Raw genomic sequence first — 20878 nt, 5'->3', positions numbered from 1 at the left:
GCTCAGCCCTCGACGATCGCGATCGCGCCCTCGACGTCGCCGTCGTAGATCACATCGCCCTTGTCGAGCACGATCGCCCGCGTGCAGAGCTCACGCACCATCTCCATGTCGTGGCTGACCACGACCAGCGTCTTCTGCGCCGCGATGAGCTCTTCGAACTTCATGCGGCACTTCTCGCGGAACGGCGCATCCCCCACCGAGAGGATCTCGTCGACGAGCAGGATGTCGAGCTGGACGTGGATCGCGACCGAGAACGCGAGGCGCATGAACATGCCCGAGGAGTAGTGCTTGACCTCCTGGTCGATGAACTGCTCGATCTCGCTGAACGCGACGATCTCCTCGTAGCGCGCCTCGATCTCCTTGCGGCTCATCCCGAGGATCGCGGCGTTGAGGTACACGTTCTCCCGCCCGGACAGCTCGGGGTGGAAGCCCGCACCCACCTCGATCAGCCCGGCGACCCGCCCACGCGTGAGCACCGTGCCGCCGTCCGGCTGCATGACACCTGAGACGAGCTTGAGCAGGGTCGACTTGCCGGAGCCGTTGAGCCCGAGGATGGCGACCGACTCGCCCTCGTTGATCACGATGTCCAGGCCCTTGAGCGCCTCGAACTGGCTGGTCAGCTTTCGACCGCGGATCCACGAGACGATCGTGTCCTTCAGCGAGAAGGCGTGGTTGAGCGTGAACGTCTTGTGGACGTCCTCGACGACGATGCTGGGCCGCAGTTCGGCCGTGGTGGGGCTGCTCATAGGTCCTGCGCGAACCTTCCCTCGAGGCGGCGGAAGACCGCCTGCCCGATCAGCAGCACCGCCACCGAGATCAGGAAGGTCCAGAGCGTGTTGATCGCGAGCCCGGGCGGGAGGGCCAGCGACGTCTCGGTCACCGGATGCCAGAACGCGTAGTGGAACAGCTCGACGGCCTGCGTGATCGGGTTGAGCAGGTACAGCTCCAGCAGCCATGACGGCCAGCCGAGCTGCTCGAAGGCGTCCTGCACCATCGTCCAGGAATACAGCACCGGAGATGCCCATGTGGCCAGGAGCAGGAGCAGCTCGACGATGTTCTCCGCATCCCGATAGCGCACGTTCATCGCGCCGAACAGCAGTCCCAGGCCGAGCCCGAAGACCATCACGATCACCACTCCCGCCACGATCGCGAGGATGGACAGGACCGAGATGTGCGTGATCCACCCGAGGAACAGGCAGACGACCAGCAGCAGCCCCACCTGCGGCAGGAAGTGGACGAACGCGACGATGACCGCCGAGACCGCGAAGAGCTGACGCGGCAGGTACACCTTCCGCACGAGCGGGGCGTTGCCCACGATCGAGGTGGTGGCGTTCTTGAACGCCTCGCTGAAGAGGTTGATGACCACGATTCCCGAGAACAGGTACACCGCGTAGTTCGGGATGCCGCGCTCGAGGTTCAGGAACAGCCCGAGCACCACCCAGAAGACCAGGAACTGGGCGGCCGGACGCACGTACGACCAGGTCCAGCCGAGCACGGAGTTTCGGTAGCGGGTGGTCACCCCGGTGCGAACGAGCAGACGGAGCAGATAGTGCCAGCGGAAGACGTCCAGCAGTCCTCCGGCTCGGCCGGGAACGTCGAACGACGACCGCGGCACCTGCGCGAAGGGATCTTGGATCTGGGTCACTGCTCAACTCATCGGGTCAGTCGAAGCGGCCGATTCGGCACACAGGTTGCGATTCTACGACAGCGCCCTGCACCGCAGATGCGAAGGGGTGCCCGGCACGCTCTGCATCAGCCCAGCTGGACCATGCCGCTCCACCCCTGACCGATCACCGAGCTGCCCGACCACCCGCCGCGACCGTCTCCGCGGTAGAGGTAGAGCAGTCCGCCCGAGGTGCGGGCGATCACGTCGGGTCCGTTCGAGCGGTCGAAGTCGCCGGGACCGATGATCGAGGTGAACCCACCCCATCCGACCCCGATCGATCGCGGCGTGCGCCACCCGTTCTGCCCGGATGACGGGTACAGCCAGAGCGAGCCGTCGGCCAGTCGCGCGAGGAAGTCGCCCGCGCCGTCGCCGTCGAAGTCGCCGGCGTAGAGCAGTGTCGAGATGCTGCCCCAGCCGTTGCCGATGGGCACGGCGCCGCCGATCCACCCGCCCTTGCCGTTGCCGCGATACAGCAGAAGGGCTCCCGCGGCGTCGCGGCCGACGACGTCGACGTTGCGATCCCCGTCGAAGTCGATGCCGCCGGTGACCAGCTGCAGCGTGTTCCAGCCGTTGCCGATCACCGTCGGGGCCTCGAAGGTCGAGTCTCCGCGTCCCCTGCGCATCTCGAAGGTGCCGTCGGCGAGGATCCGCCCGAAGTCGGCCAGTCCGTCGCCCGAGAAGTCGCCGATGCTGACGAACCGGTTGCCGGCTCCCCACGCGGCGTCGATCACGCTCGATCCGCGCCACCCGCCCGCGCCGTCGCCCCGATATGCGAGCAGCTGGCCCGCGGAGGTGAGTGCGACCACATCCCGTGCGCGATCGAGATCGATGTCGCCTGCACCCGCCGGGAAGACGCGCACGCCGGCGGTCGCCGGGCCGGTGCCGACGATGCCGAGCATCCCCTGCCAGCCCGTCCCGACGCGGGTCCCGCCGGCGATGCGCCCGCCGCCGGTGCCGTAGTAGTGCCAGAGGCCGCCGGCGGCGTCGCGCGCGAGGATGTCGGCGACGGAGTCGCCTGAGAAGTCTCCGGGACTGAGCAGCGCGGTCATTCCGGCCCAGTTGCTGCCGATCTGCGTGGAGGCGCGCCACCCGCCGGTGCCGTTGCCGGAGTACAGGTAGAGATTGCCGTTCGAGTGCCGGGCGATGAGATCGGGCACGCCGTCCCCGTCCATGTCGGTGCCGCCCGACAGCAGCCCCATCCCGGCCCATCCCGTTCCGGCCAGGATCGGCGCACGCAGCCCGCCCGCTCCGGTGTTGCGCCACAGCCACAGGTTGCCCGATGCGTCGGTCGTGAACACGTCCGGGGCGCCGTCGCCGTCGAAGTCCCCGGCCGCGGTGGCGAAGACGGCTCCGGACCAGTCCACGCCGAGCGGCCGGGACTGCGAGTAGATCAGCCCGCCGTCACTGCGGTAGAGGGTCGTGGCCCCTGTCGCGCTCACGCCGACCACATCCCGGTGCCCGTCGCCGTCGAGGTCGCCGACCGAAAGGACCCGGCGCGTATCGGACATCGATGCCAACTGGATCGGAGTCCCCCAGGATCCGCCGGCCAGGAACGGATACCCCCACAGGGTGCCGGCCGAGTCCAGCGCCTGAACGTATGTGGAGGTGTCGACCGACGAGATGACCGGCAGTGCGGCCTGGCCGAACCAATCCGTGAAGTACTGGTAGAAGTTGCGGTTCCCGTAGCTCGAGCATCCGTCGCCCTCGCCGTAGCCGGCGCGGATCGCCGCCGCATTCGGCTGATAGGGCGTGTAGTAGTAGAGGTTCGCCGTCGCCTGGTTCTGGATGTAGACCGGCGAGCTGCCGCAGCCCTCATTCGGGTGCCAGCGCACGTTCCAGGTGTTGCCGGGCGCATACCAGGTGAAGTATTGGCTGGTCCCGGGTGGGTTCGCGTAGCGCTTGAGCTGCCACGCCGCGCCGTACACCTGATTGAAGAACCCGTAGTACCGGGTGTCGCAGGCCGCGGTGTCGGGGCATCCCTGACCCATCGCGATCGTGTACCGCCAGTCGCTCGGCCAGGTGTGCAGGACGAGGCCCTGCTCCTTCTGGAGCATCACGATCAGGACCTGCGGGTTGATCCCGCACGCCTGCGCCACCTTGTAGATGATCGTCGAGGCGCGCTCGCGGATGCCGCCCGAGTATGCGCTGCACATCGGGTCCGCTGCCGTCGTGCGCGACGTGTCGTACCAGTCCTTCAGGCAGACGTAGCCCGATTGGCAGTTGGGGACCTTCTCCTGGAGGAAGGCCTGGATCTGCCCTTCGGTCATCGTGCTGCGGTTGAAGAACGCCGCGTCGCTGATGATGTTCCCGGCCTGGAACTTCGACAGGTCGGCTGCCTTGACGATCGACTGCTCGATCATGGACGCGGATGCCGAGGCGGCCCGGTCGGATGTCGGCTGGGCGCGCGCCGCACCGCCTGCGGCGAGCACGCCGACGACCAGGAGAGCGGCCGTCACCCAGGCCGCTGCGCGCCTCACCGGACGCACGCCGAGTCCCCGACCATGTCCCTCGTCATGTGAACAGTGTGACGGATGTGACAGATGAATCCTCGTAGCCAGGACTTTTCCGAATCGGCGCGTCGCTTTTCAGGCCGACGCGCAGTGGCCCCTCAGAGCTCAGCGTGCAGCTGCCACACCCGGTCGGCGGACTCCCGCCACGAGAACGCGCGACCCCGGTCGGCGGCCAGAACCCCGAGCCGGTCCACCGACGCGGTCGAGGCCAGCGCGCGCTCCAGCGCGTCCGCGAGCGCGTCGGCTTCCGCCTCGGCGAGGATCCCGCCGTCGACGATCACCTCGTCGTGCACCGGGGAGGATGCCGCCACGACGGGCACGCCGAGCGCGAGGGCTTCGAGCACGCGCCACGGGAGCGCGGAGCGCCGCGCAGGAGCGACGAACGCGACGGCGGCTCCGAAGACGGCCGCGCGGTCCTGGGCCTCCAGCGCGCCCCGCACATGCACGCTCCGCTCGGGGATGCCCGCCGCACCAGCCGCATCCGCGATCACCGGCTCCTCGCCCTCGCCCGCGCCGATCACGACCACCGGGAGGTCGATGCCCGCCCGCGCGACTGCGGCGAATCCGAGCGCGAGCGCATCGGTGGGCGCGGCGCGCCCTGCCAGCAGCACGAACCCTTCGGGCAGATCCAGCGCGCGCCGCCTGCCGACCTCGTCCGTGGGGACGGCGAAGCCCTGCGGGGCAGCGCCGGCGATCACCCTGATGCGCTCGCCGAGACCCGCGTGGCCGGCCAGCTGCACGGCCATGGAGTGGGTCGGGACGACGACCGCGTCGGCGTGCTTGACGGCGCGCTTGAGCATGGCGCGGTTCCAGCCGACAACCGACTTCGGCCATTCGCGCGGCGCTTCCCACGGCCCGAGGTCCCAGATGGTGACCACCGTCTGGTCGTTGTCGTGCACCCGGTCGTGTCGGACCAGCGGCGCCAGGAGCGTCGGCGAATGGATCATTCCGCCGCCGATGCCGGTCGCCACCCCCAGCTGCAGCGCGGCGGACAGTTCGCGACGCGCGAGCGCCGTGCGTCGGACGCCCGCGAGTCCGGGTATCTCCGGGGAGCGATCCGCCGGTCCGGCCGGCGCGATCCCCTCGACCTCGCAGCCCGCCGGTGTTCCGGCGATGAGTCCGCGCGTGAGCTCCCGCGCTGCGGTCTCGAGATCGGGCTCGGTCGGCGCGACGAGCTGGTCGAGCATCACCCGAAGCGTTGCGGTCATGCCGCTCAGCCCTCAGGGGTCGGCGTCGGCGTCGGCGGGTGCAGCGCCTGCTGGACGAGCTGCTGGATGTACGCGAAGTCGGGCTCGTACTCGTCGATGCCGCCCTCGGGCGTGAGCTCGATCGTGGTGACCGGCTCCTCCTTCGCCTTCAGCGCGAGCTCTGCCAGGAACGGCAGCAGTGACTGCGGCAGGTCGGTCTGGATCAGGTCCTGACCCGCGGCCGCGACGTCCTGGAAGCGAGTGAGCACGGCCTGCGGCGTGAACTGCGCGAGGATCGCCTCCTGGAGCTGGCGCTGACGCTTCATGCGGTCGAAATCGGAAGTGGTGTAGCGCGATCTCGCATACCACTGCGCGGTGTCGCCGTCCATGTGCTGGGCGCCCGGTTCGATCCAGCCGGTGGCCCACTCCTCGGGGGGCTGGCCGGTGTAGGCCGGACCGCCACCCTCGGGGAGGCGCTCCTCGACGGTGATGTCCACGCCGCCGAGCGCGTCGACGAGCGAGGCGAAGCCGTGCATGTCGACGAACACGTAGTACGGGATCTCGATGCCGAGGATGCCCTCAGCGGCATCCTTGGTCGCCTCGATGCCCGGCTCCGAGCCGTTCGCGACCGCGTCTGGGTAGAGCGTGTTGCCGTCCTGGCACACCTCGACCTCGGTGCGCAGCTGGTTGATCCCGCTCCCCCACCCGCAGGTTGCGTCCGCGTGCCCTTCGTGGCCGTTCGGATAGCGATCCTGCATCGGACCGGCCGAGAACGGCACGTTCGGCATGTCGCGAGGGATGCCGGTGATCGTGGTGGCGCCCGTCTCGGCGTTCACCGACACGACGGAGATGCTGTCGAAGCGCATGGAGTCGCGGCCCTCGCCGCTGTCCGCACCGAGCAGCAGGATGTTGTAATACCCGTCGCTCGGCGGCACCGAGGGTCCGCTCGCGCCGAAGATGGCGCCCAGCGTGTCGCGCGTGGTCGCGGCCACCTGGGATGCGTACACGGCTCCCCCGCTGGAGGCGACCAGCAGGGCGATCGCGAGGCCCAGGATGCCGAACCGCGCGCCGGTGCCGGTCTTGACCAGCCGCACCAGCCGAAGCGTGTCGACCGTGAGGACCAACCACAGGATCGCGTAGGCCAGCAGGATCCCCTGGATCAGCAGCAGGGCGAACCAGTTGGTGACGATCGTCAGGAACACCTGCTGCCACAGCATCGCGCTCAGCACGCCGAGGATCAGGAGCACCCACATGGTCAGGGTCGCGCCGAGGCCGATCTTGCCGAGCCGTCGGTTGCCGGCGACCGCCTGGGCGGAACCCGGCAGCAGGAAGTTCAGCAGCACCAGCCACCATCCGCGGCGGGTCATCACCTCGCGCGAGGACGCGTCCGGGTACCGGAGCGGTCGATCCTCGACCACCTTGCGCGAGGGAAGGCGCGCCTGAGTGGGGCGCGGCGGGCTGGCGACGCTCACAGGGACTCCTTGAGCCGCCGGTTCTTGTCCTCCACCTGCGACTCCAGCTCGCCGGCGTAGGCCTCGACGCGATCCGCGATCGCGGCGTCGGTGGCCCCGAGGATGCGGATCGCGAGGAGTCCCGCGTTCTTCGCTCCGCCGATCGAGACTGTGGCGACCGGGATGCCCGCCGGCATCTGCACGATGCTCAGGAGGGAGTCGAGGCCGTCGAGCGTCGCGAGCGGAACAGGCACGCCGATGACCGGCAGCGAGGTGACCGATGCCAGCATCCCGGGCAGGTGCGCGGCGCCGCCTGCACCGGCGATGATCGCACGCAGCCCGCGCGACCGGGCCTCGCGGCCGTAGCGGACAAGCTTGTCGGGCGTGCGGTGCGCGGAGACGACCTCGACCTCGTGGGGCACGTCGAAATCGGTGAGGATCTGCGACGCGTCGCTCATCACGCGCCAATCCGAGTCGGAGCCCATGACGACGCCGACCAGGGGCGCGTCCGAGGAATGCAGCGGCCGGGTCACCCGACCAGGCTAGGGGGCGAGGCTGGAAGAAACCCGCAACGGCGCGGCCCGGACCTCGAATGCCTCGGACGCCGATGCGGCCCTTGCTGCGGGGTGCTCAGTCGAGGAAGACGGATGCGGCGGCCCTGGCCTCGTAGGCGACCTCGTCGAGATCCTCGCCCACCACGGTGACGTGCCCGACCTTCCGACCCGGACGGGGAGCCTTGCCGTACGTGTGCACTTTCGCCGACGGATGCTGCGCCATCGCCGCCTCGAACCGCTCGTCGATCGTGCCCTCCGCCGGGCCGCCGAGGATGTTCACCATGACCGACCATTCGGCGCGAGGCTCGGTCTCGCCCAGCGGCAGGTCCAGCACCGCACGGAGGTGCTGTTCGAACTGGCTCGTGACCGCTCCGTCCTGGGTCCAATGGCCGCTGTTGTGCGGGCGCATCGCGAGCTCGTTCACGAGGAGTCGCTCGTCAGTCGTCTCGAAGAGCTCGACGGCCAGCATCCCGGTCACATCGAGGCCTTCGGCGATCCCGATCCCGATGCGGGCCGCGACGTCGGCGAGCCGGCCGCGGGCGCGCGGCGCGGGGGCGATCACCTCGGCGCAGACGCCGCCGCGCTGCACGGTCTCCACGACGGGGTAGACGCGCAGCTCTCCCGACGGGCGTCGCGCGACCTGCTGCGCGAGCTCGCGTGTGAAGTCGACCAGCTCCTCAACGAGCAGGGCACCGCCGCGGGCGTCCTCGGCGAGCGCGGCGAACCAGTCGTCGGCCTCGGTCGCCGACGAGACCACCCGCACGCCCTTGCCGTCGTAGCCGCCACGCGGCGTCTTGACGACCGCGCGTCCGCCGTGCGCGTCGAGGAAGCTCTGGAGGTCGGCGGTGCCGGCGACGGCAGCCCACTCCGGCTGCGGCATCCCCAGCTCCTGCAGCCGGCCCCGCATCACGAGCTTGTCCTGTGCGTGGCGCAGCGGTTCGGGACCAGGTCGCACGGCGACACCCGCATCGACGAGCGCCGAGAGCACATCCTGCGGCACGTGCTCGTGGTCGAACGTGACGACGTCGACGTCGCGCGCGAACGAGAGGACGGTCTGCGCGTCGCGGTAGTCGCCGACGGCGGTCGCAGCCAGCGCGGCCGACATGCCGTCGCTCTCGGCGAGCACGCGCAGGTCGATGCCCAGCTCGACCGCGGGCGCGATCATCATGCGCGCCAGCTGACCGCCCCCGACCACTCCGACTCGCAGCGCCATGAACATCCCTCCGTCGCCTGTTGCGCTCCCATCATCGCGCACGCGCCCTCGGGCATGAGACGTCTGGGTCAGCGCGCGGGCGGGGGCGGTGGCGCGGGCGGGAGGGCCTGGGCGTCGCGGTGCGCCAGGATCTGATTGACCTCGACCTGGTCGACGAGGGCCTCGTGGACGAGCCCCACGCTCGGGACGTCGACCAGCCGCATCGGCTGGTCGACTCCGTTGGACAGGACCAGGGTGCCGGCCCCCCACATGCGCTGCAGGATGCCGCGGCGCTCCTGGATCGTGTAGCCGCGGACGTGGCTGAGCTCGCGCCGGCGGACCCCGAAGATCCCCGACCGCTCGAGCACGCGTCGCGTCGTGACCGTGTACACATGCGCCCACCAGGACAGGAACGGCAGCAGCACCAGGAACAGCACGACCGTCGCGGCGGCGGTCAGCAGCATCCAGTTCTCGAGCGGAGCCGGCAGGTTGCCGAAGAAGTAGCCGAACGCCCCGGCGACGAGGATCAGGACGAGGGCGGACCAGACCAGCCTGCGGGCGTGCCTGCGGAAGCGTGCGACACGCAGCTCCGGCGTCGGCGCGCCGGGAACCACCATCGGCGGCCTGCCGCCATACGTGGTCGGCTGGGTCATGCTCCCATTGTGGGCCTCACGGCCGACAGCGGGGGCTGCCACGCCCACCCTCAGCGCACGTGGACGACGTCTCCGGCGGAGACGGAGGTCTCGGTGTCGCCCGCGACGACGACCAGACGGCCCTCCGGGTCGATCCGCTGCGCCCGGCCGTGCAGCCGAGCGCCGTCGGGGAGCGAGACGACGACATCCGAGCCGACGGTCGAGCAGAGGGCCTCGATCTCCCCCAGGATCCCCGCCGCGGCGGCATCCCCGCGCGCGAGCGCGAGCGCGGCGAGCTGGGCGTCGAGGGCGACCAGATAGTCGGCCAGCAGCCGGTCCTCGTCGACGTCGAGCCCGGCCGCGGCGAACGAGGTCGCCGTGTCCACCGGCAGATCCGCGCGGGTCATGAGGGTGTTGACGCCGGCGCCGATGACGACCGCCTCGGGATGTCCCGGCACGACCTCGGCGAGGATCCCGCACAGCTTGCCTCCGTCGAGGAGGACGTCGTTCGGCCACTTGAGCGACGCGCTGTGACCCGTCCCACGCAGCTGTTCGATCACGGCGCGTGTCATGGCGGCGCCCGCGATCAGGGGGATCCATCCCCTCGACCGCGTCGGAATGCCCTCGACGCGTACGAGCACCGAGACGGCCAGGCCCGTGCCGGGAGGCGCCGTCCAGGTGCGATCGAGGCGCCCTCGTCCGGCGCGCTGGTCGGTCGTCAGGACCACCGACAGGTGCGGCCACTGCTCCGGCGAGGCGGCCGCCGCCTTCAGGAGATCCGCGTTCGTCGACCCGGTCGACTCGGCGACCTGCAGGCGCGGAGAGACGGCGGCGGCCAGCGGGTATCCCTGGAGCGGTATCGACATGCGCTCACGATACGCCCGGCGGCGATTGCACAGACAGACAGCGGATCGTGCGCGCACTTGTGCGATCTCTCCAAGCTCACCGGGAACCCCGCCGATAGGGTGGAACCCGTGACCGATCAGCCCGACCTCTCGACCACCGCCGGCAAGATCGCCGACCTCCGCTCGCGGTTCCAGGAGGCCGTCGTCGACGCCGAGCAGGCCGCGCAGACGAAGCAGCATGCGAAGGGCAAGCTCACCGCGCGGCAGCGCATCGAGATGCTCGTGGACCCGGGGAGCTTCGTCGAGTTCGACGAGTACGTGCGCCACCGCACCACCGCGTTCGGCATGGAGAAGTCCCGCCCGTACGGCGACTCCGTCGTCACGGGCGTCGGCACGATCCACGGCCGCACCGTCGCCGTCTACGCGCAGGACTTCTCGACCTTCGGCGGATCGCTCGGCGAGGTCGCCGGCGAGAAGATCATCAAGATCATGGAGTTCGCGCTCCGCGGCGGGATGCCGGTCATCGGCATCCTGGACTCCGGTGGCGCCCGCATCCAGGAGGGCGTGGTGGCCCTCGGCAAGTACGGCGAGATCTTCCGCCTGAACACCCGGGCCTCCGGCGTCATCCCGCAGATCTCGCTCATCATGGGCCCGGCGGCCGGCGGGGCGGTGTACTCCCCCGCGCTCACCGACTTCGTGATCATGGTCGACAAGACCAGCCAGATGTTCGTGACCGGCCCCGATGTCATCAAGACCGTGACCGGCGAGGACGTGGGGATGGAGGAGCTCGGCGGGGCGTACACGCACAACACGCGCTCGGGCGTCGCCCACTACCTCGCCGAGGACGAGGACGACGCGATCGACTACGCGCGCACCCTGCTCGGGTTCCTGCCGGACAACAACATGTCGGAGCTGCCGATCTACGAGAGCGGGTTCGAGTTCGAGACGACGGATGCCGATCGCTTCCTCAACACGATCGTCCCCGACTCACCGAACCAGCCCTACGACATCCACCAGGTCATCTCGCACATCGTCGACTCCGGCGACTTCCTCGAAGTCCAGCCCCTCTTCGCGCCGAACATCGTGATCGGCTTCGGACGCGTCGAGGGTCGTACGGTCGGCATCATCGCGAATCAGCCGTCGCAGATGGCCGGAACGCTGAACATCCAGGCCGGTGAGAAGGCCAGCCGCTTCGTGCGCTTCTGCGACGCGTTCTCAGTGCCGATCCTCACCCTCGTCGACGTCCCGGGCTACCTGCCGGGCACCGATCAGGAATGGGAGGGCGTCATCCGCCGCGGCGCGAAACTGCTCTACGCGTACGCCGAGGCCACCGTGCCGCTCGTCACGGTCATCCTGCGCAAGGCGTACGGCGGCGCGTACATCGTGATGGGCTCCAAGCAGCTCGGCGCCGACGTGAACCTGGCTTGGCCGACGGCCGAGATCGCGGTCATGGGCGGGCAGGGTGCGGTGAACATCCTGTACCGCGGCGAGATCAAGAAGGCCGAAGAGGCCGGCGAGGACGTCGCAGCCGTGCGCACGCGCCTGGCCAACGAGTACACCTACGACGTGGCATCCCCCTTCCTGGCCGCCGAGCGCGGCGAGCTCGACGGGATCATCGAGCCTGCGCAGACCCGCGTCGCGATCGCGAAGGCGCTGCGCGCACTGCGCGGCAAGCGTGCCAGCCTGCCGCCGAAGAAGCACGGGAACATCCCGCTATGACGGGCCCGGCCGACTCGGCGGATGCCGCGGGCGCGATGCGCGTGGACGTGCTCGGAGGCTCTCCCACGAGCGACGAGCTGGCCGCGCTGATCGCCGTCGTCACCGAGGCGTATGCCGAGGAGTCCGCCGGCGCGACCGCCGACGACGCCTCGGAGCGCACCGGCTGGGCGCTGTCCCAGCGCTCGCTCCGCGAGCCCCTTCGGCGCGACCTCGGGTGGGGTCGATTCGGGGGCTGACCTACCGAGTCCGATGGTCGGGAAGCTCCTCGCGGCGCTCCGAGACACGGGGTTTCGCACCATCGCATGCGCGTGCATGCGTGTCCCCCGAAATACCTACAGACGCGGGGGTTGACCCCGACACATACTTGAGGAGCTGGAACGCATCTTTGCGTTCGGCTGACCTGCTCACCATTCGTGGAGAGCTCAGGTTCGGCCACGCGGACGGTTTTCGGGTAACTGTCCGCCAGGTGAGGGGCGGGCGGCTTCGCCGCCCCTCACCTCCTCCGATCTCCGCTCCCCGCCCCGGCTCCCCTCCCCCGCCGGGACGGGGAGCGAGAACCTTTTCAGGCTGCGCCGGGGTGGCCGATCTCGCGCCAGAGATCGACGGCGTCCTCGTCCGACAGGCCGGGCCCGGATGCCGAGCGCCCCACCACGGTCACGGCGACGCGCTCGTCCGGCGAGGTCCGGATGTAGAGGCGATCCGATCGCGCCGCACGGAGGGTCTCGGCCAGCTCGGTGCGGATGATCGACAGCGTCGCCTCGTCCAGTCCGTCCAGGCCGCCTTCGTCGAGCACCGTGACGTTGGCGCCGCGGCGGCGGGCCCGCTCGAGCTCGGCGTGCACGGCGTCATCGAGCAGCCGCGGCCCCCGCATCTCGTCGCGCAGGCGGCCTTCCGCCAGACGCGCCTGGGTTCGCTCCTCCTCGTCCAGTGAGCCGCCGGTCGACACGGTGCGTGTGAGGACCGGACCGGCCACGGCGAGCGCGCGCTGCACCTGGATGCGTCGCTCCCGCTGACGGCCCGTCTGCGACGCCTGCCACGCCGACGCCGCGCGCTGCAGCTGTGCGAGCTTCGCCGTGTCGCGGGCCGCGCGGTCCATCGACCGCAGCATCAGCTGCGTCGCGGCCACCCAGACGATCGAGCCGACGAGCCCGAGCGCGAGCGCATCCACGGGACCCATCCACGCCATCGAGGCGACCGCCAGCGCGCCGATGCCGATCCAGGCGATCCAGGGGCGCCGGCGCACCATCACTATGGTCATGAGAGCGCCGATTCCGCCGAGGTACCACGTGGCGAACGGCTCGGTGCGGTTTTCGGCGCCCACGGCCACGGCGATCGCGCTCGGCACGATGAACGCCGACGCGAGCGCGAGCACGCCCGCCCAGTAGGGCAGCTCGGTGCGGGTCGCGGTGAGCGTTCTCCGCGCGGACCCGTCCGCCGCGGAGGGGGCCGCCCGGCGCGCCTCCCAGAAGATGCAGAGCCACGTGGTGAACAGATAAAGGCTGAGCGCGGCGATGACCACGAGCGGCTGCGGCACCGGAGCGGTCCACCACAGGCCGCGGGCCGCGAGATAGGCCGTGAAGGCGAGCCCGAGCGCGACGATGATCTGCCGCACGCTGATCACGGCGTCCCCTCCCGCCACTCGAGCCGCACTGTCGTGCCGTGGGGGTCGGAGTCGATCGAACTGGTGCCGCCGACGGCGGCGACCCGGGCGAAGATCGATGCGCGGATGCCGAGCCGGTCGTGCGGGACCCGGTCCAGGTCGAAGCCCGCTCCGGTGTCGCGCACGGTGATGCGCACGCGCGCAGGGTCGGCGCTCCCGTCGACGATGACCGCGAGGCCGGATCCCCCGGCGTGCTGGGCCGCGTTGGCGATCGCCTGCGTCGCCGCGAGCACCAGGGCACGGGCGATCCGTCCGGGCATGGGAGGCGTCCGCGGCACGATCGAGCGCTGGACGCCGATGTCGACGCCCAGTTCGGCGGCGGACCGTTCGATGTCATCGGCCAGGCTCGCGGCATCCCGCGGCTCGTCGCTCCCCTCCTCCGAGTCCTGCTCGGTGTTCGCGAGACGGGTCAGCGCCTCCCGGGCCATCGTCACGGCGAGAGTCCGCTCACGCGGCGTGTGCGCCCGTTCCGCCGCGATGAGCGCGGCCAGCACGCTGTCGTGCATCAGCGCCGCCACGGCGATGCGCTCCTGCTCCGCAGCATCCGCCGCCGCGGCGGCCGCGTACGACTCGACGGCGCGTGCCCGGGCCTCGTCCACGTTCGCCGCGATCGCGCGGAACACCCAGCCGAGGGTGACGAGCATCCCGCCGAGGATGAGGGCGAACGACACGTCGAGGGTCACGTTGTACCAGTACTCGGGAGTGAACTCGCCCTGGATCAGGCGGACGACCCCGAACAGGATCGGGACGAACGCGGTCCAGACCACCTGGAGGAACAGGGGGAACGCGAGGACGCTCGCCACGGTCGCGACGTTGACGAGGTACCAGATCCACGGCTCGGCGGTGGAGTCCGCGGTGCCGCCCGCCGTGGCGGCGGGCCACAGGAGGAGCGCCAGGGGATAGGCGACCGCGAAGATGCCGGCGCACAGCCGCACCGCCCGGCCGAGACCGCACGCGATCAGCATCGCCGTCAGCGGCACGAAGGTCATGAGCATGAGCGGCACGTGCCAGGCCGGGCTCTCCTGGTAGGGCAGGAGAGCGGTCAGGAACGCCTGGGTGCCCAGGACCAGGCTGCCGAGGCCGACGACGAGCGAGATGATGCGCTCGATGCGCAGCCTCGTGAAGGATCCGAGGCCCGCCGTCGTCTCGCGGGACTGCGGGATGTGGCCCCACGCGTCATCGAGGATGGCGCGGGTGCTCTCAGCCTCCGACACCACCGGCACCTTCGCGGTCGCTCGGCTCGGCGAGGATGCCGTCCTCCATCGCGCGGCGCAGGAGATCGACCTTGGTCGGCGCGGGCCGGCCCACCTCGACGTACTTCACCCGCACCCGTGTGATGTTCTCCTTCGCGGTGGAGTACGCGACTCCGAGCCGGTCCGCCACGACTTTCAGCGGCAGTCCCGCCGCGTACAGCCGCAGGACGTCGCGCTCCCGGGCGGACAGCTGCGCGTCGGCGAACGCGCGATCGCCGTCCACGGCGCTGGCCCACTCCACATTGTTGAGCGGCTCGCCCCCCGCGACGGTGCTGATCGCAGCGATCACGTCGCCGATCGGCGATGCCTTGCTGACCACGCCGGCCGCTCCCGCGGCGAGCGCCTCGCGCACGGCGGCGGGGCGGTCGGCGACGCTGTGGATGATGACGCTGGAGCCGTCGGCGACGAGCCGGCGGACATTCTCGGTGACGGTGGTCCCGTCTCCGAGCGTCAGGTCGAGCACGACGACGTCGGCCGGCGCGGCGCCGCTGAAGGCACGCCAGTCCAGGTAGGCGGTCACGTTGCTGCCCGAGAAGGCCACCACCTTTTGCGCGCGTGCGCAGGCGGCTTCCAGCCCGAGTCGGACCGACTCGTGATCATCGATCAGGGCTACGCGCGTCATGCCGCAAGCCTAGCCACGCAGGCCCTTCGAAACGGGCCTCAGCACACGAAGGTCGCGACGGCCTCGATGTGGTGCGAGTTCGGGAACAGGTCGAACGCCGCGACCGCGCGCAGGTCGTAGCCGGCGTCACGGAACGTCGCCACATCACGGGCGAGTGCGACCGGGTCGCATGCGACGTAGACCACCGCCGAGGGATGCAGCGCTGCGACCGCCTCGACGACCTGGCGGCCGGCGCCGGACCGCGGCGGATCGAGGACGGTGACCCCTCGTGCGAGCCGGTCACGGTCACGAGCGGTCGCGTCGGAGACCAGGCGCGACACGAACCGGTCGACGCGCGCGGTCTCGGCGCGCGCGCCGACCCACTCGGCGAGGTTCTCCCCCGCGTGCTCCGTCGCGCGGGCGTCCGATTCGACAGAGGTGACATGCGTTCCACCGAGATCGGCGATCGCGGCCGCGAACAGCCCCACCCCGCCGTAGAGGTCGAGGTGCCACGCATCGGTCTCCAGTGCGGCGCCGTCCCGTGCGAGATCGCCGATCGCGGCGCGCACGGCGCCGTCGAGGGTCGCCGCAGCGAGCCGGTGGACCTGCCAGAAGCCTCCGGCGTCGACGCGGAACTCGCGCGCCCCGACGAGCTCGTGCACCACCTCACGGGCTTCCCGCGGGCCGGTCTTGGCCGCATCCGGCCGAGGGATGACGCGCACCCGACCGTCCGAGGGCTGCACGAGATCGATGCGGCCCGCCCGGCCGTGCCCGAGCGCGAGCGCCGCGCGCTCGACCTCGGGCGTTGCGAGCGGGTGGTCCTCGACCGCGATGACCGAATGGCTGCGCGCTGCGAACGGCCCCACGTAGCCGTCGGCATCGACGTGCAGGCTGAGGCGGGTTCGCCAGCCACCGCCGTCCGCGCTCTCCTCGTCCACGACGCGGCCGTCCGGGGTCACCGTCGGTGCCGGACCGGATATCGCCACGGGCGGCTCGACCCCGCCGAAGCGGTGCAGGGCGTCGCCCAGGACGTCGAGCTTCAATTCGCGCTGGTGAGAGAGCTCGATGTGGCCGAAGTCGGCGCCGCCCGGGCGCAGATGCGGCGGAACGGTGACGTCGGCCTGCCGCCAGATGTGCATCCTGCGGTGCGGCGACGCATCCAGAACCTCGAGCACGTCCCCGCGCCAGAACGACTTCTTCCCGACGTCGGTGAGACGGATGCGGACGCGCTCGCCGGGAATGGCATCGGGGACGAACACGACCCTGCCGCCGCGGCCGGTCTCGGGGTCGACCGCCCCGTGCCGTCCGACGAAGACCCCGCCGTGCGCGACGCTCGTGATGTCGAGCTCGAGCTCGTCACCGGCCGCCGCTGCGCCTGTCGCATCATCCACCCACCGAGCATTCCACAGGGCGGGCGGGACGCGGCTACCGTGAACGCATGCAGGTCTGCCTCGCTTCGACGTCCCCCGCCCGGCTGATGCTGCTGCGTCAGGCGGGGATCGAACCGCGGACGCTGGCACCCGATGTGGATGAGGACGCGGTGATCGCGCAGGTCGAGGCGGCGGAACGTCGCCGGCTGGACGCGGACGAGCACGTGCTCCTCCTCGCTCGCCGCAAAGCCGCGGATGTCGCGGCCCGACTCGCAGCCGAGGGCGCCGCGTTCGCCGGGATCGTGATCGGCGGCGACTCGATGTTCGAGATCGACGGCGAGATCCTTGGCAAGCCCCATACCGCCGAGGTCGCCACCCGGCGCTGGCGGGCGATGCGCGGGCGCACGGGCGTGCTGCACTCCGGCCACAGCGTGATCCGGGTGACTCCGGGCGCGGCCGATCGAGAGGCTCATGCGGTGGCCGCCGCATCCGTCAGCTTCGCGGCGGACGTCACGGATGCCGAGATCGAGGCGTATGTCGCGTCGGGCGAGCCGCTGAAGGTCGCCGGCGCGTTCACGATCGACAGCCTGGGCGGCCCCTTCATCGATCGGGTGGTGGGCGACCCCTCGACGGTCGTGGGCATGTCCCTCTCCACGGTGCGCCGGCTGGCGGTGGAGCTCGGTCTCGCATGGCCGGATCTTTGGAATCGCGGCTGACTGCTCGGAACCGCACACAACCGCTCGGGATGGCTCGTAGACTCCCCACACGTTTGGCGGGCTTTCTTGTGCGAAGGACTCAAAAGGGGTCTCCGGCGCGTGGGTAGGCTGGCATCCATGCCTCAGATCGCCAAGGTGCTCGTTGCCAACCGCGGCGAGATCGCCGTCCGCGTCATCCGCGCCGCGCGAGATGCCGGTAAGTCCTCGGTCGCCGTGTACGCCGACCAGGACCGCGACGCGCTCCACGCCCGTCTCGCCGACGAGTCGTACGCCCTTGAGGGCGCGACCAGCGCCGACACGTACCTGTCGATCGAGAAGATCCTCTCGGTGGCACGCCGTTCGGGCGCCGACGCGGTGCACCCCGGATACGGCTTCCTCGCAGAGAACGCCGTATTCGCGCGCGCGGTCATGGATGCCGGGCTGATCTGGATCGGCCCGTCGCCCGAGGCCATCGAAGCGCTCGGCGACAAGGTGACCGCACGCCACGTGGCCGAGAGGGTCGGCGCCCCGCTCGCGCCCGGCACGCCCGGCCCCGTCGCCGACGCGTCCGAGGTCGTCGCGTTCGCGGAGGAGTTCGGCCTGCCGATCGCCATCAAGGCCGCGTACGGCGGCGGCGGGCGCGGCCTCAAGGTGGCCCGCGAGTACGACGAGATCACGGAGATGTTCGAGTCGGCCACGCGCGAGGCGATCACCGCCTTCGGCCGCGGCGAGTGCTTCGTCGAGAAGTACCTCGACAAGCCGCGTCACGTCGAGACGCAGTGTCTCGCGGATGCGGCCGGCAACGTCGTCGTCGTCTCCACGCGCGACTGCTCGCTGCAGCGACGCCACCAGAAGCTGGTCGAAGAGGCCCCGGCACCGTTCCTCAGCGAGGAACAGAACCGAACGCTGTACGAGGCGTCGAAGGCGATCCTGCGCGAGGTGGGATACGTCGGGGCCGGCACGTGCGAGTTCCTCATCGGCGCCGACGGCACGATCTCGTTCCTCGAGGTGAACACCCGCCTGCAGGTCGAGCATCCGGTCTCGGAGGAGATCACCGGGGTCGACCTGGTGCGCGAGCAGTTCCGCCTCGCAGAGGGCGGGACGCTCGACTACCCGGACCCCGTGCCCGTCGGCCACTCGATCGAGTTCCGCGTGAACGGCGAGGATCCCGGTCGCGGATTCCTCCCCCAGCCCGGTCCGATCCACGTGTTCAAGACCTTCGGCGGTCCCGGCATCCGTCTGGATTCCGGCGTGACGGCGGGCGACTCGGTCAGCGGCGCGTTCGACTCCCTGCTCGGCAAGATCATCATCACCGGCCGCGACCGGGCCGAAGCGCTCGAGCGTGCGCGTCGCGCGCTGGACGAGTTCGAGGTCGCCGGTCTGCCGACCGTGCTGCCGTTCCACCGCAAGGTCGTGCGCGACCCCGCCTTCACCGCGGAGGACGGCGTGTTCGGCGTGTTCACGCGCTGGATCGAGACCGAGTTCGTCAACGACATCCCGCCGTGGGACGGCGAGCTCGAGGCACCGAAACCGGCCGAAGCCCGCCACACGGTCGTGGTCGAGGTCGGCGGCAAGCGGCTCGAAGTGAGCCTGCCCGACCGGATCGTCGCCGCGCCCGGCGCGACGGCGCGCCCCGCGGCCGTTCCCCCGTCACGACGCTCCCACGCGCCCACCGTGGTCGCCGGGGCGTCCGGCGACGCGGTGAAGAGTCCCATGCAGGCCACGATCGTCAAGGTCGCCGTCGAAGACGGCCAGCAGGTCGTCAAGGGCGACCTGGTCGTCGTGCTCGAGGCGATGAAGATGGAGCAGCCGATCCAGGCCCACAAGGACGGCGTGATCGGCGCGATCAACGCGACCGCCGGCACGACGGTCTCGGCCGGTCACCAGCTGCTGACGATCAGCTAGCGGCCGAGACGCACGACGACCTCGGTTCATCCGTCACCCGTGCTCGCGCGGACGGCCGTTTCGCGTACGCCGGTGACGGACGAACGGGGCGCGGGATGCCGCGGCACGGCATCCTGGACGTGATCAGCCGTCTTCGTTCGCCCGGTCGACGATGTGCATCGCCCGCGCGGCATCCGTGATGCTGCTGGTGAGCGAGGGGTACACCGCGAACACGCGCGAGAGCTGGTCCACCGTGAGCCGGCGCTCGACCGCGATCGCGATCGGGTAGATCAGCTCGGACGCGCGTGGTCCGACGATGACGCCGCCGATCACGGTGCCGCTGCCCTGCCTGGCCAGGAGCTTCACGAAGCCGTCCTTGAAGCCCATCATCTTGGCGCGCGGGTTGGAGGCCAGTGGCAGCTTGTGGACGACGCCGTTGATGAGCCCGTCGGAGATGTCCTGCTCCTGCCAGCCGATCGTGGCGATCTCGGGTGCGGTGAAGATGTTCGAGGTGATCCGGCGGCGCTCGAGCGGGATCACGACGTCGCCGAGCGCGTGGAAGACCGCGGTGCGACCCTGCATCGATGCCACCGACGCGAGCGGCATGAAGGTCGTGCAGTCTCCGGCCGCGTAGATGTTCGGAACCGACGTGCGCGCGACGCGGTTGACCTGGATGTGTCCGGACTCCGTCATCTGCACGCCGGCGTCCTCGAGCCCGAGGCCTGCCGTGTTCGGGACCGATCCGACCGCCATGAGGCAGTGACTGCCTTCGACCGTCCGCCCGTCCGCCAGCGTGACCAGCACCCCGTCACCGGTGTTCTGGACCTTGTCGGCGCGCGACTTCGAGAGCACCGTCATGCCGCCGCGCTTGAAGACCTTCTCGAGTACGGATGCGGCATCCTTGTCCTCGCCCGGCAGGACCTGCTCGCGGCTCGAGACGAGCGTGACCTTCGCACCGAGGTTCATATAGGCGGACGCGAACTCGGCGCCGGTCACACCCGACCCGACCACGATCAGGTGCTCGGGGAGCGAGGTCATGTCGTACAGCTGCGTCCACGTGAGGATGCGCACGCCGTCGGGCTTCGCCGAGGGCAGCTCACGCGGGGATGCGCCCACCGAGACCAGCAGCGTGTCCGCCTCGATCCGGTCGAAGTCGGTTCCCTTGGGCCCGGTCGAGACGACGACGGCGTTGTCGCTGTCGAGTCGTCCGAACCCGGAGATGATGCGGACGCCCGCCTCGACGAGCGAAGCGCGCATGTCGTCGGACTGCTGCCGCGCCAGTGACAGGAGCCGCTTGTTGACCGCGCCCAGGTTGATCGCGATCTCGGGCTTGAGCGGCTTGCCCTCGGCACCGCGGGCGAACAGTTGCACCCCGAGGTCACCGGCCCCCTTGATCGCGACTGCCGCGTCCGCGGTGGCGATGAGCGTCTTGGACGGAACGACATCCGTGATCACGGCCGAGCCGCCGATCCCGGCGCGTTCGACCACCGTGACCTCAGCACCCAGCTGAGCGGCGGCGAGTGCGGCCTCATATCCGCCGGGGCCGCCACCGATGATCGCGACGCTCTGGGTGCGCTCGAAGCTCAAAGACATGCACTCATCCTCCCAGCACCGGGGGTGCGAAGCACACCCAGGGGTTTGGGGCGGAGCCCCATTGAG

Annotated in this window: 18 protein-coding genes; 4 read left to right on the top strand and 14 right to left on the bottom strand. The window is 70.5% G+C overall.

From position 1 onward, the window contains the following. Window positions 1-2 precede the first annotated feature (2 nt). From BM349_RS06000 to BM349_RS05960, 9 genes are all read right to left on the bottom strand, one after another. Window positions 3-746 (bottom strand): ABC transporter ATP-binding protein, encoded by a 744-nt coding sequence (locus tag BM349_RS06000; RefSeq protein WP_091704416.1) that lies wholly within the window; start codon window positions 744-746, stop codon window positions 3-5. Beyond that, the gene (locus tag BM349_RS05995) at window positions 743-1636 is read right to left on the bottom strand and encodes an ABC transporter permease (protein ID WP_254773766.1); all 894 of its coding nucleotides are present in this window, start codon (window positions 1634-1636) and stop codon (window positions 743-745) included. The genes BM349_RS06000 and BM349_RS05995 overlap by 4 nt, the downstream gene beginning before the upstream one ends. A 116-nt stretch (window positions 1637-1752) precedes the next feature. Continuing rightward, entirely contained in the window at window positions 1753-4122 is a 2370-nt protein-coding gene (locus BM349_RS05990) for an FG-GAP repeat domain-containing protein (RefSeq protein ID WP_139230888.1), read from the bottom strand. 152 nt (window positions 4123-4274) lie between these two features. Next, on the bottom strand, window positions 4275-5384 hold the full coding sequence (locus tag BM349_RS05985) for a glycosyltransferase (RefSeq protein ID WP_091704407.1): 1110 nt from the start codon (window positions 5382-5384) through the stop codon (window positions 4275-4277). A 5-nt stretch (window positions 5385-5389) separates the two neighbouring features. After that, window positions 5390-6835, bottom strand: a complete 1446-nt coding sequence (locus tag BM349_RS05980) for an LCP family protein (protein ID WP_091704404.1) — start codon at window positions 6833-6835, stop codon at window positions 5390-5392. Then, on the bottom strand, window positions 6832-7299 hold the full coding sequence (purE, locus tag BM349_RS05975) for a 5-(carboxyamino)imidazole ribonucleotide mutase (RefSeq protein WP_091705081.1): 468 nt from the start codon (window positions 7297-7299) through the stop codon (window positions 6832-6834). Before purE ends, BM349_RS05980 begins: the two co-directional genes overlap by 4 nt. 145 nt (window positions 7300-7444) lie before the next feature. Next, the gene (locus BM349_RS05970; protein ID WP_091705077.1) at window positions 7445-8581 is read right to left on the bottom strand and encodes a 5-(carboxyamino)imidazole ribonucleotide synthase; all 1137 of its coding nucleotides are present in this window, start codon (window positions 8579-8581) and stop codon (window positions 7445-7447) included. 68 nt (window positions 8582-8649) lie between these two features. After that, window positions 8650-9213 carry a PH domain-containing protein gene (locus tag BM349_RS05965; protein ID WP_091704401.1) on the bottom strand — a complete coding sequence of 188 codons (564 nt, stop codon included), beginning with the start codon at window positions 9211-9213 and terminating at the stop codon, window positions 8650-8652. Window positions 9214-9263: 50 nt separating this feature from the next. Then, window positions 9264-10058, bottom strand: a complete 795-nt coding sequence (locus BM349_RS05960) for a biotin--[acetyl-CoA-carboxylase] ligase (protein WP_091704397.1) — start codon at window positions 10056-10058, stop codon at window positions 9264-9266. Window positions 10059-10157: 99 nt separating this feature from the next. On the opposite strand from BM349_RS05960, the gene BM349_RS05955 reads away from it, so the two are divergent. Together BM349_RS05955 and BM349_RS05950 are read left to right on the top strand one after the other, a co-directional pair. Next, window positions 10158-11756, top strand: coding sequence for an acyl-CoA carboxylase subunit beta (locus BM349_RS05955; protein WP_091704393.1), 1599 nt, complete (start codon window positions 10158-10160; stop codon window positions 11754-11756). After that, on the top strand, window positions 11753-11992 hold the full coding sequence (locus BM349_RS05950) for an acyl-CoA carboxylase subunit epsilon (RefSeq protein ID WP_091704389.1): 240 nt from the start codon (window positions 11753-11755) through the stop codon (window positions 11990-11992). Before BM349_RS05955 ends, BM349_RS05950 begins: the two co-directional genes overlap by 4 nt. Window positions 11993-12318: 326 nt before the next feature. On the opposite strand, the gene BM349_RS05945 is transcribed toward BM349_RS05950, so the two are convergent. Genes BM349_RS05945 through BM349_RS05930 form a run of 4 tightly spaced genes read right to left on the bottom strand, consistent with a single transcriptional unit; the run spans window position 12319 to window position 16661 of the window. After that, a complete protein-coding gene (locus tag BM349_RS05945; RefSeq protein ID WP_091705072.1) occupies window positions 12319-13377 on the bottom strand; it encodes an MFS transporter in 1059 nt (352 codons plus the stop codon). Continuing rightward, window positions 13374-14630, bottom strand: coding sequence for a sensor histidine kinase (locus BM349_RS05940; protein ID WP_254773747.1), 1257 nt, complete (start codon window positions 14628-14630; stop codon window positions 13374-13376). Before BM349_RS05940 ends, BM349_RS05945 begins: the two co-directional genes overlap by 4 nt. Continuing rightward, a complete protein-coding gene (locus BM349_RS05935) occupies window positions 14617-15291 on the bottom strand; it encodes a response regulator (protein ID WP_091704384.1) in 675 nt (224 codons plus the stop codon). The genes BM349_RS05940 and BM349_RS05935 overlap by 14 nt, the downstream gene beginning before the upstream one ends. A 38-nt stretch (window positions 15292-15329) precedes the next feature. Next, window positions 15330-16661: a class I SAM-dependent RNA methyltransferase gene (locus BM349_RS05930; protein WP_091704380.1), complete on the bottom strand. Its 1332-nt coding sequence runs from the start codon at window positions 16659-16661 to the stop codon at window positions 15330-15332. Between the two features lie 47 nt (window positions 16662-16708). On the opposite strand from BM349_RS05930, the gene BM349_RS05925 reads away from it, so the two are divergent. Together BM349_RS05925 and BM349_RS05920 are read left to right on the top strand one after the other, a co-directional pair. Then, complete coding sequence (locus tag BM349_RS05925) at window positions 16709-17356, top strand: Maf family protein (protein WP_091704376.1); 648 nt, start codon at window positions 16709-16711, stop codon at window positions 17354-17356. A 117-nt stretch (window positions 17357-17473) separates the two neighbouring features. Next, window positions 17474-19240 carry an acetyl/propionyl/methylcrotonyl-CoA carboxylase subunit alpha gene (locus BM349_RS05920; RefSeq protein ID WP_091704373.1) on the top strand — a complete coding sequence of 589 codons (1767 nt, stop codon included), beginning with the start codon at window positions 17474-17476 and terminating at the stop codon, window positions 19238-19240. 123 nt (window positions 19241-19363) lie between these two features. Here BM349_RS05920 and BM349_RS05915 read toward each other — a convergent pair whose 3' ends face one another. Continuing rightward, window positions 19364-20812, bottom strand: a complete 1449-nt coding sequence (locus tag BM349_RS05915) for an NAD(P)H-quinone dehydrogenase (RefSeq protein WP_091704369.1) — start codon at window positions 20810-20812, stop codon at window positions 19364-19366. Window positions 20813-20878 lie beyond the last annotated feature (66 nt).

Origin of the sequence: Microbacterium sp. cf046, from assembly GCF_900114345.1 — a bacterium.
In the GTDB taxonomy this organism is placed as follows: Bacteria; Actinomycetota; Actinomycetes; order Actinomycetales; family Microbacteriaceae; genus Microbacterium.
The sequence above is the reverse complement of the archived record's forward strand: the minus strand, read 5'-3'. Positions and strand labels throughout refer to the sequence as shown.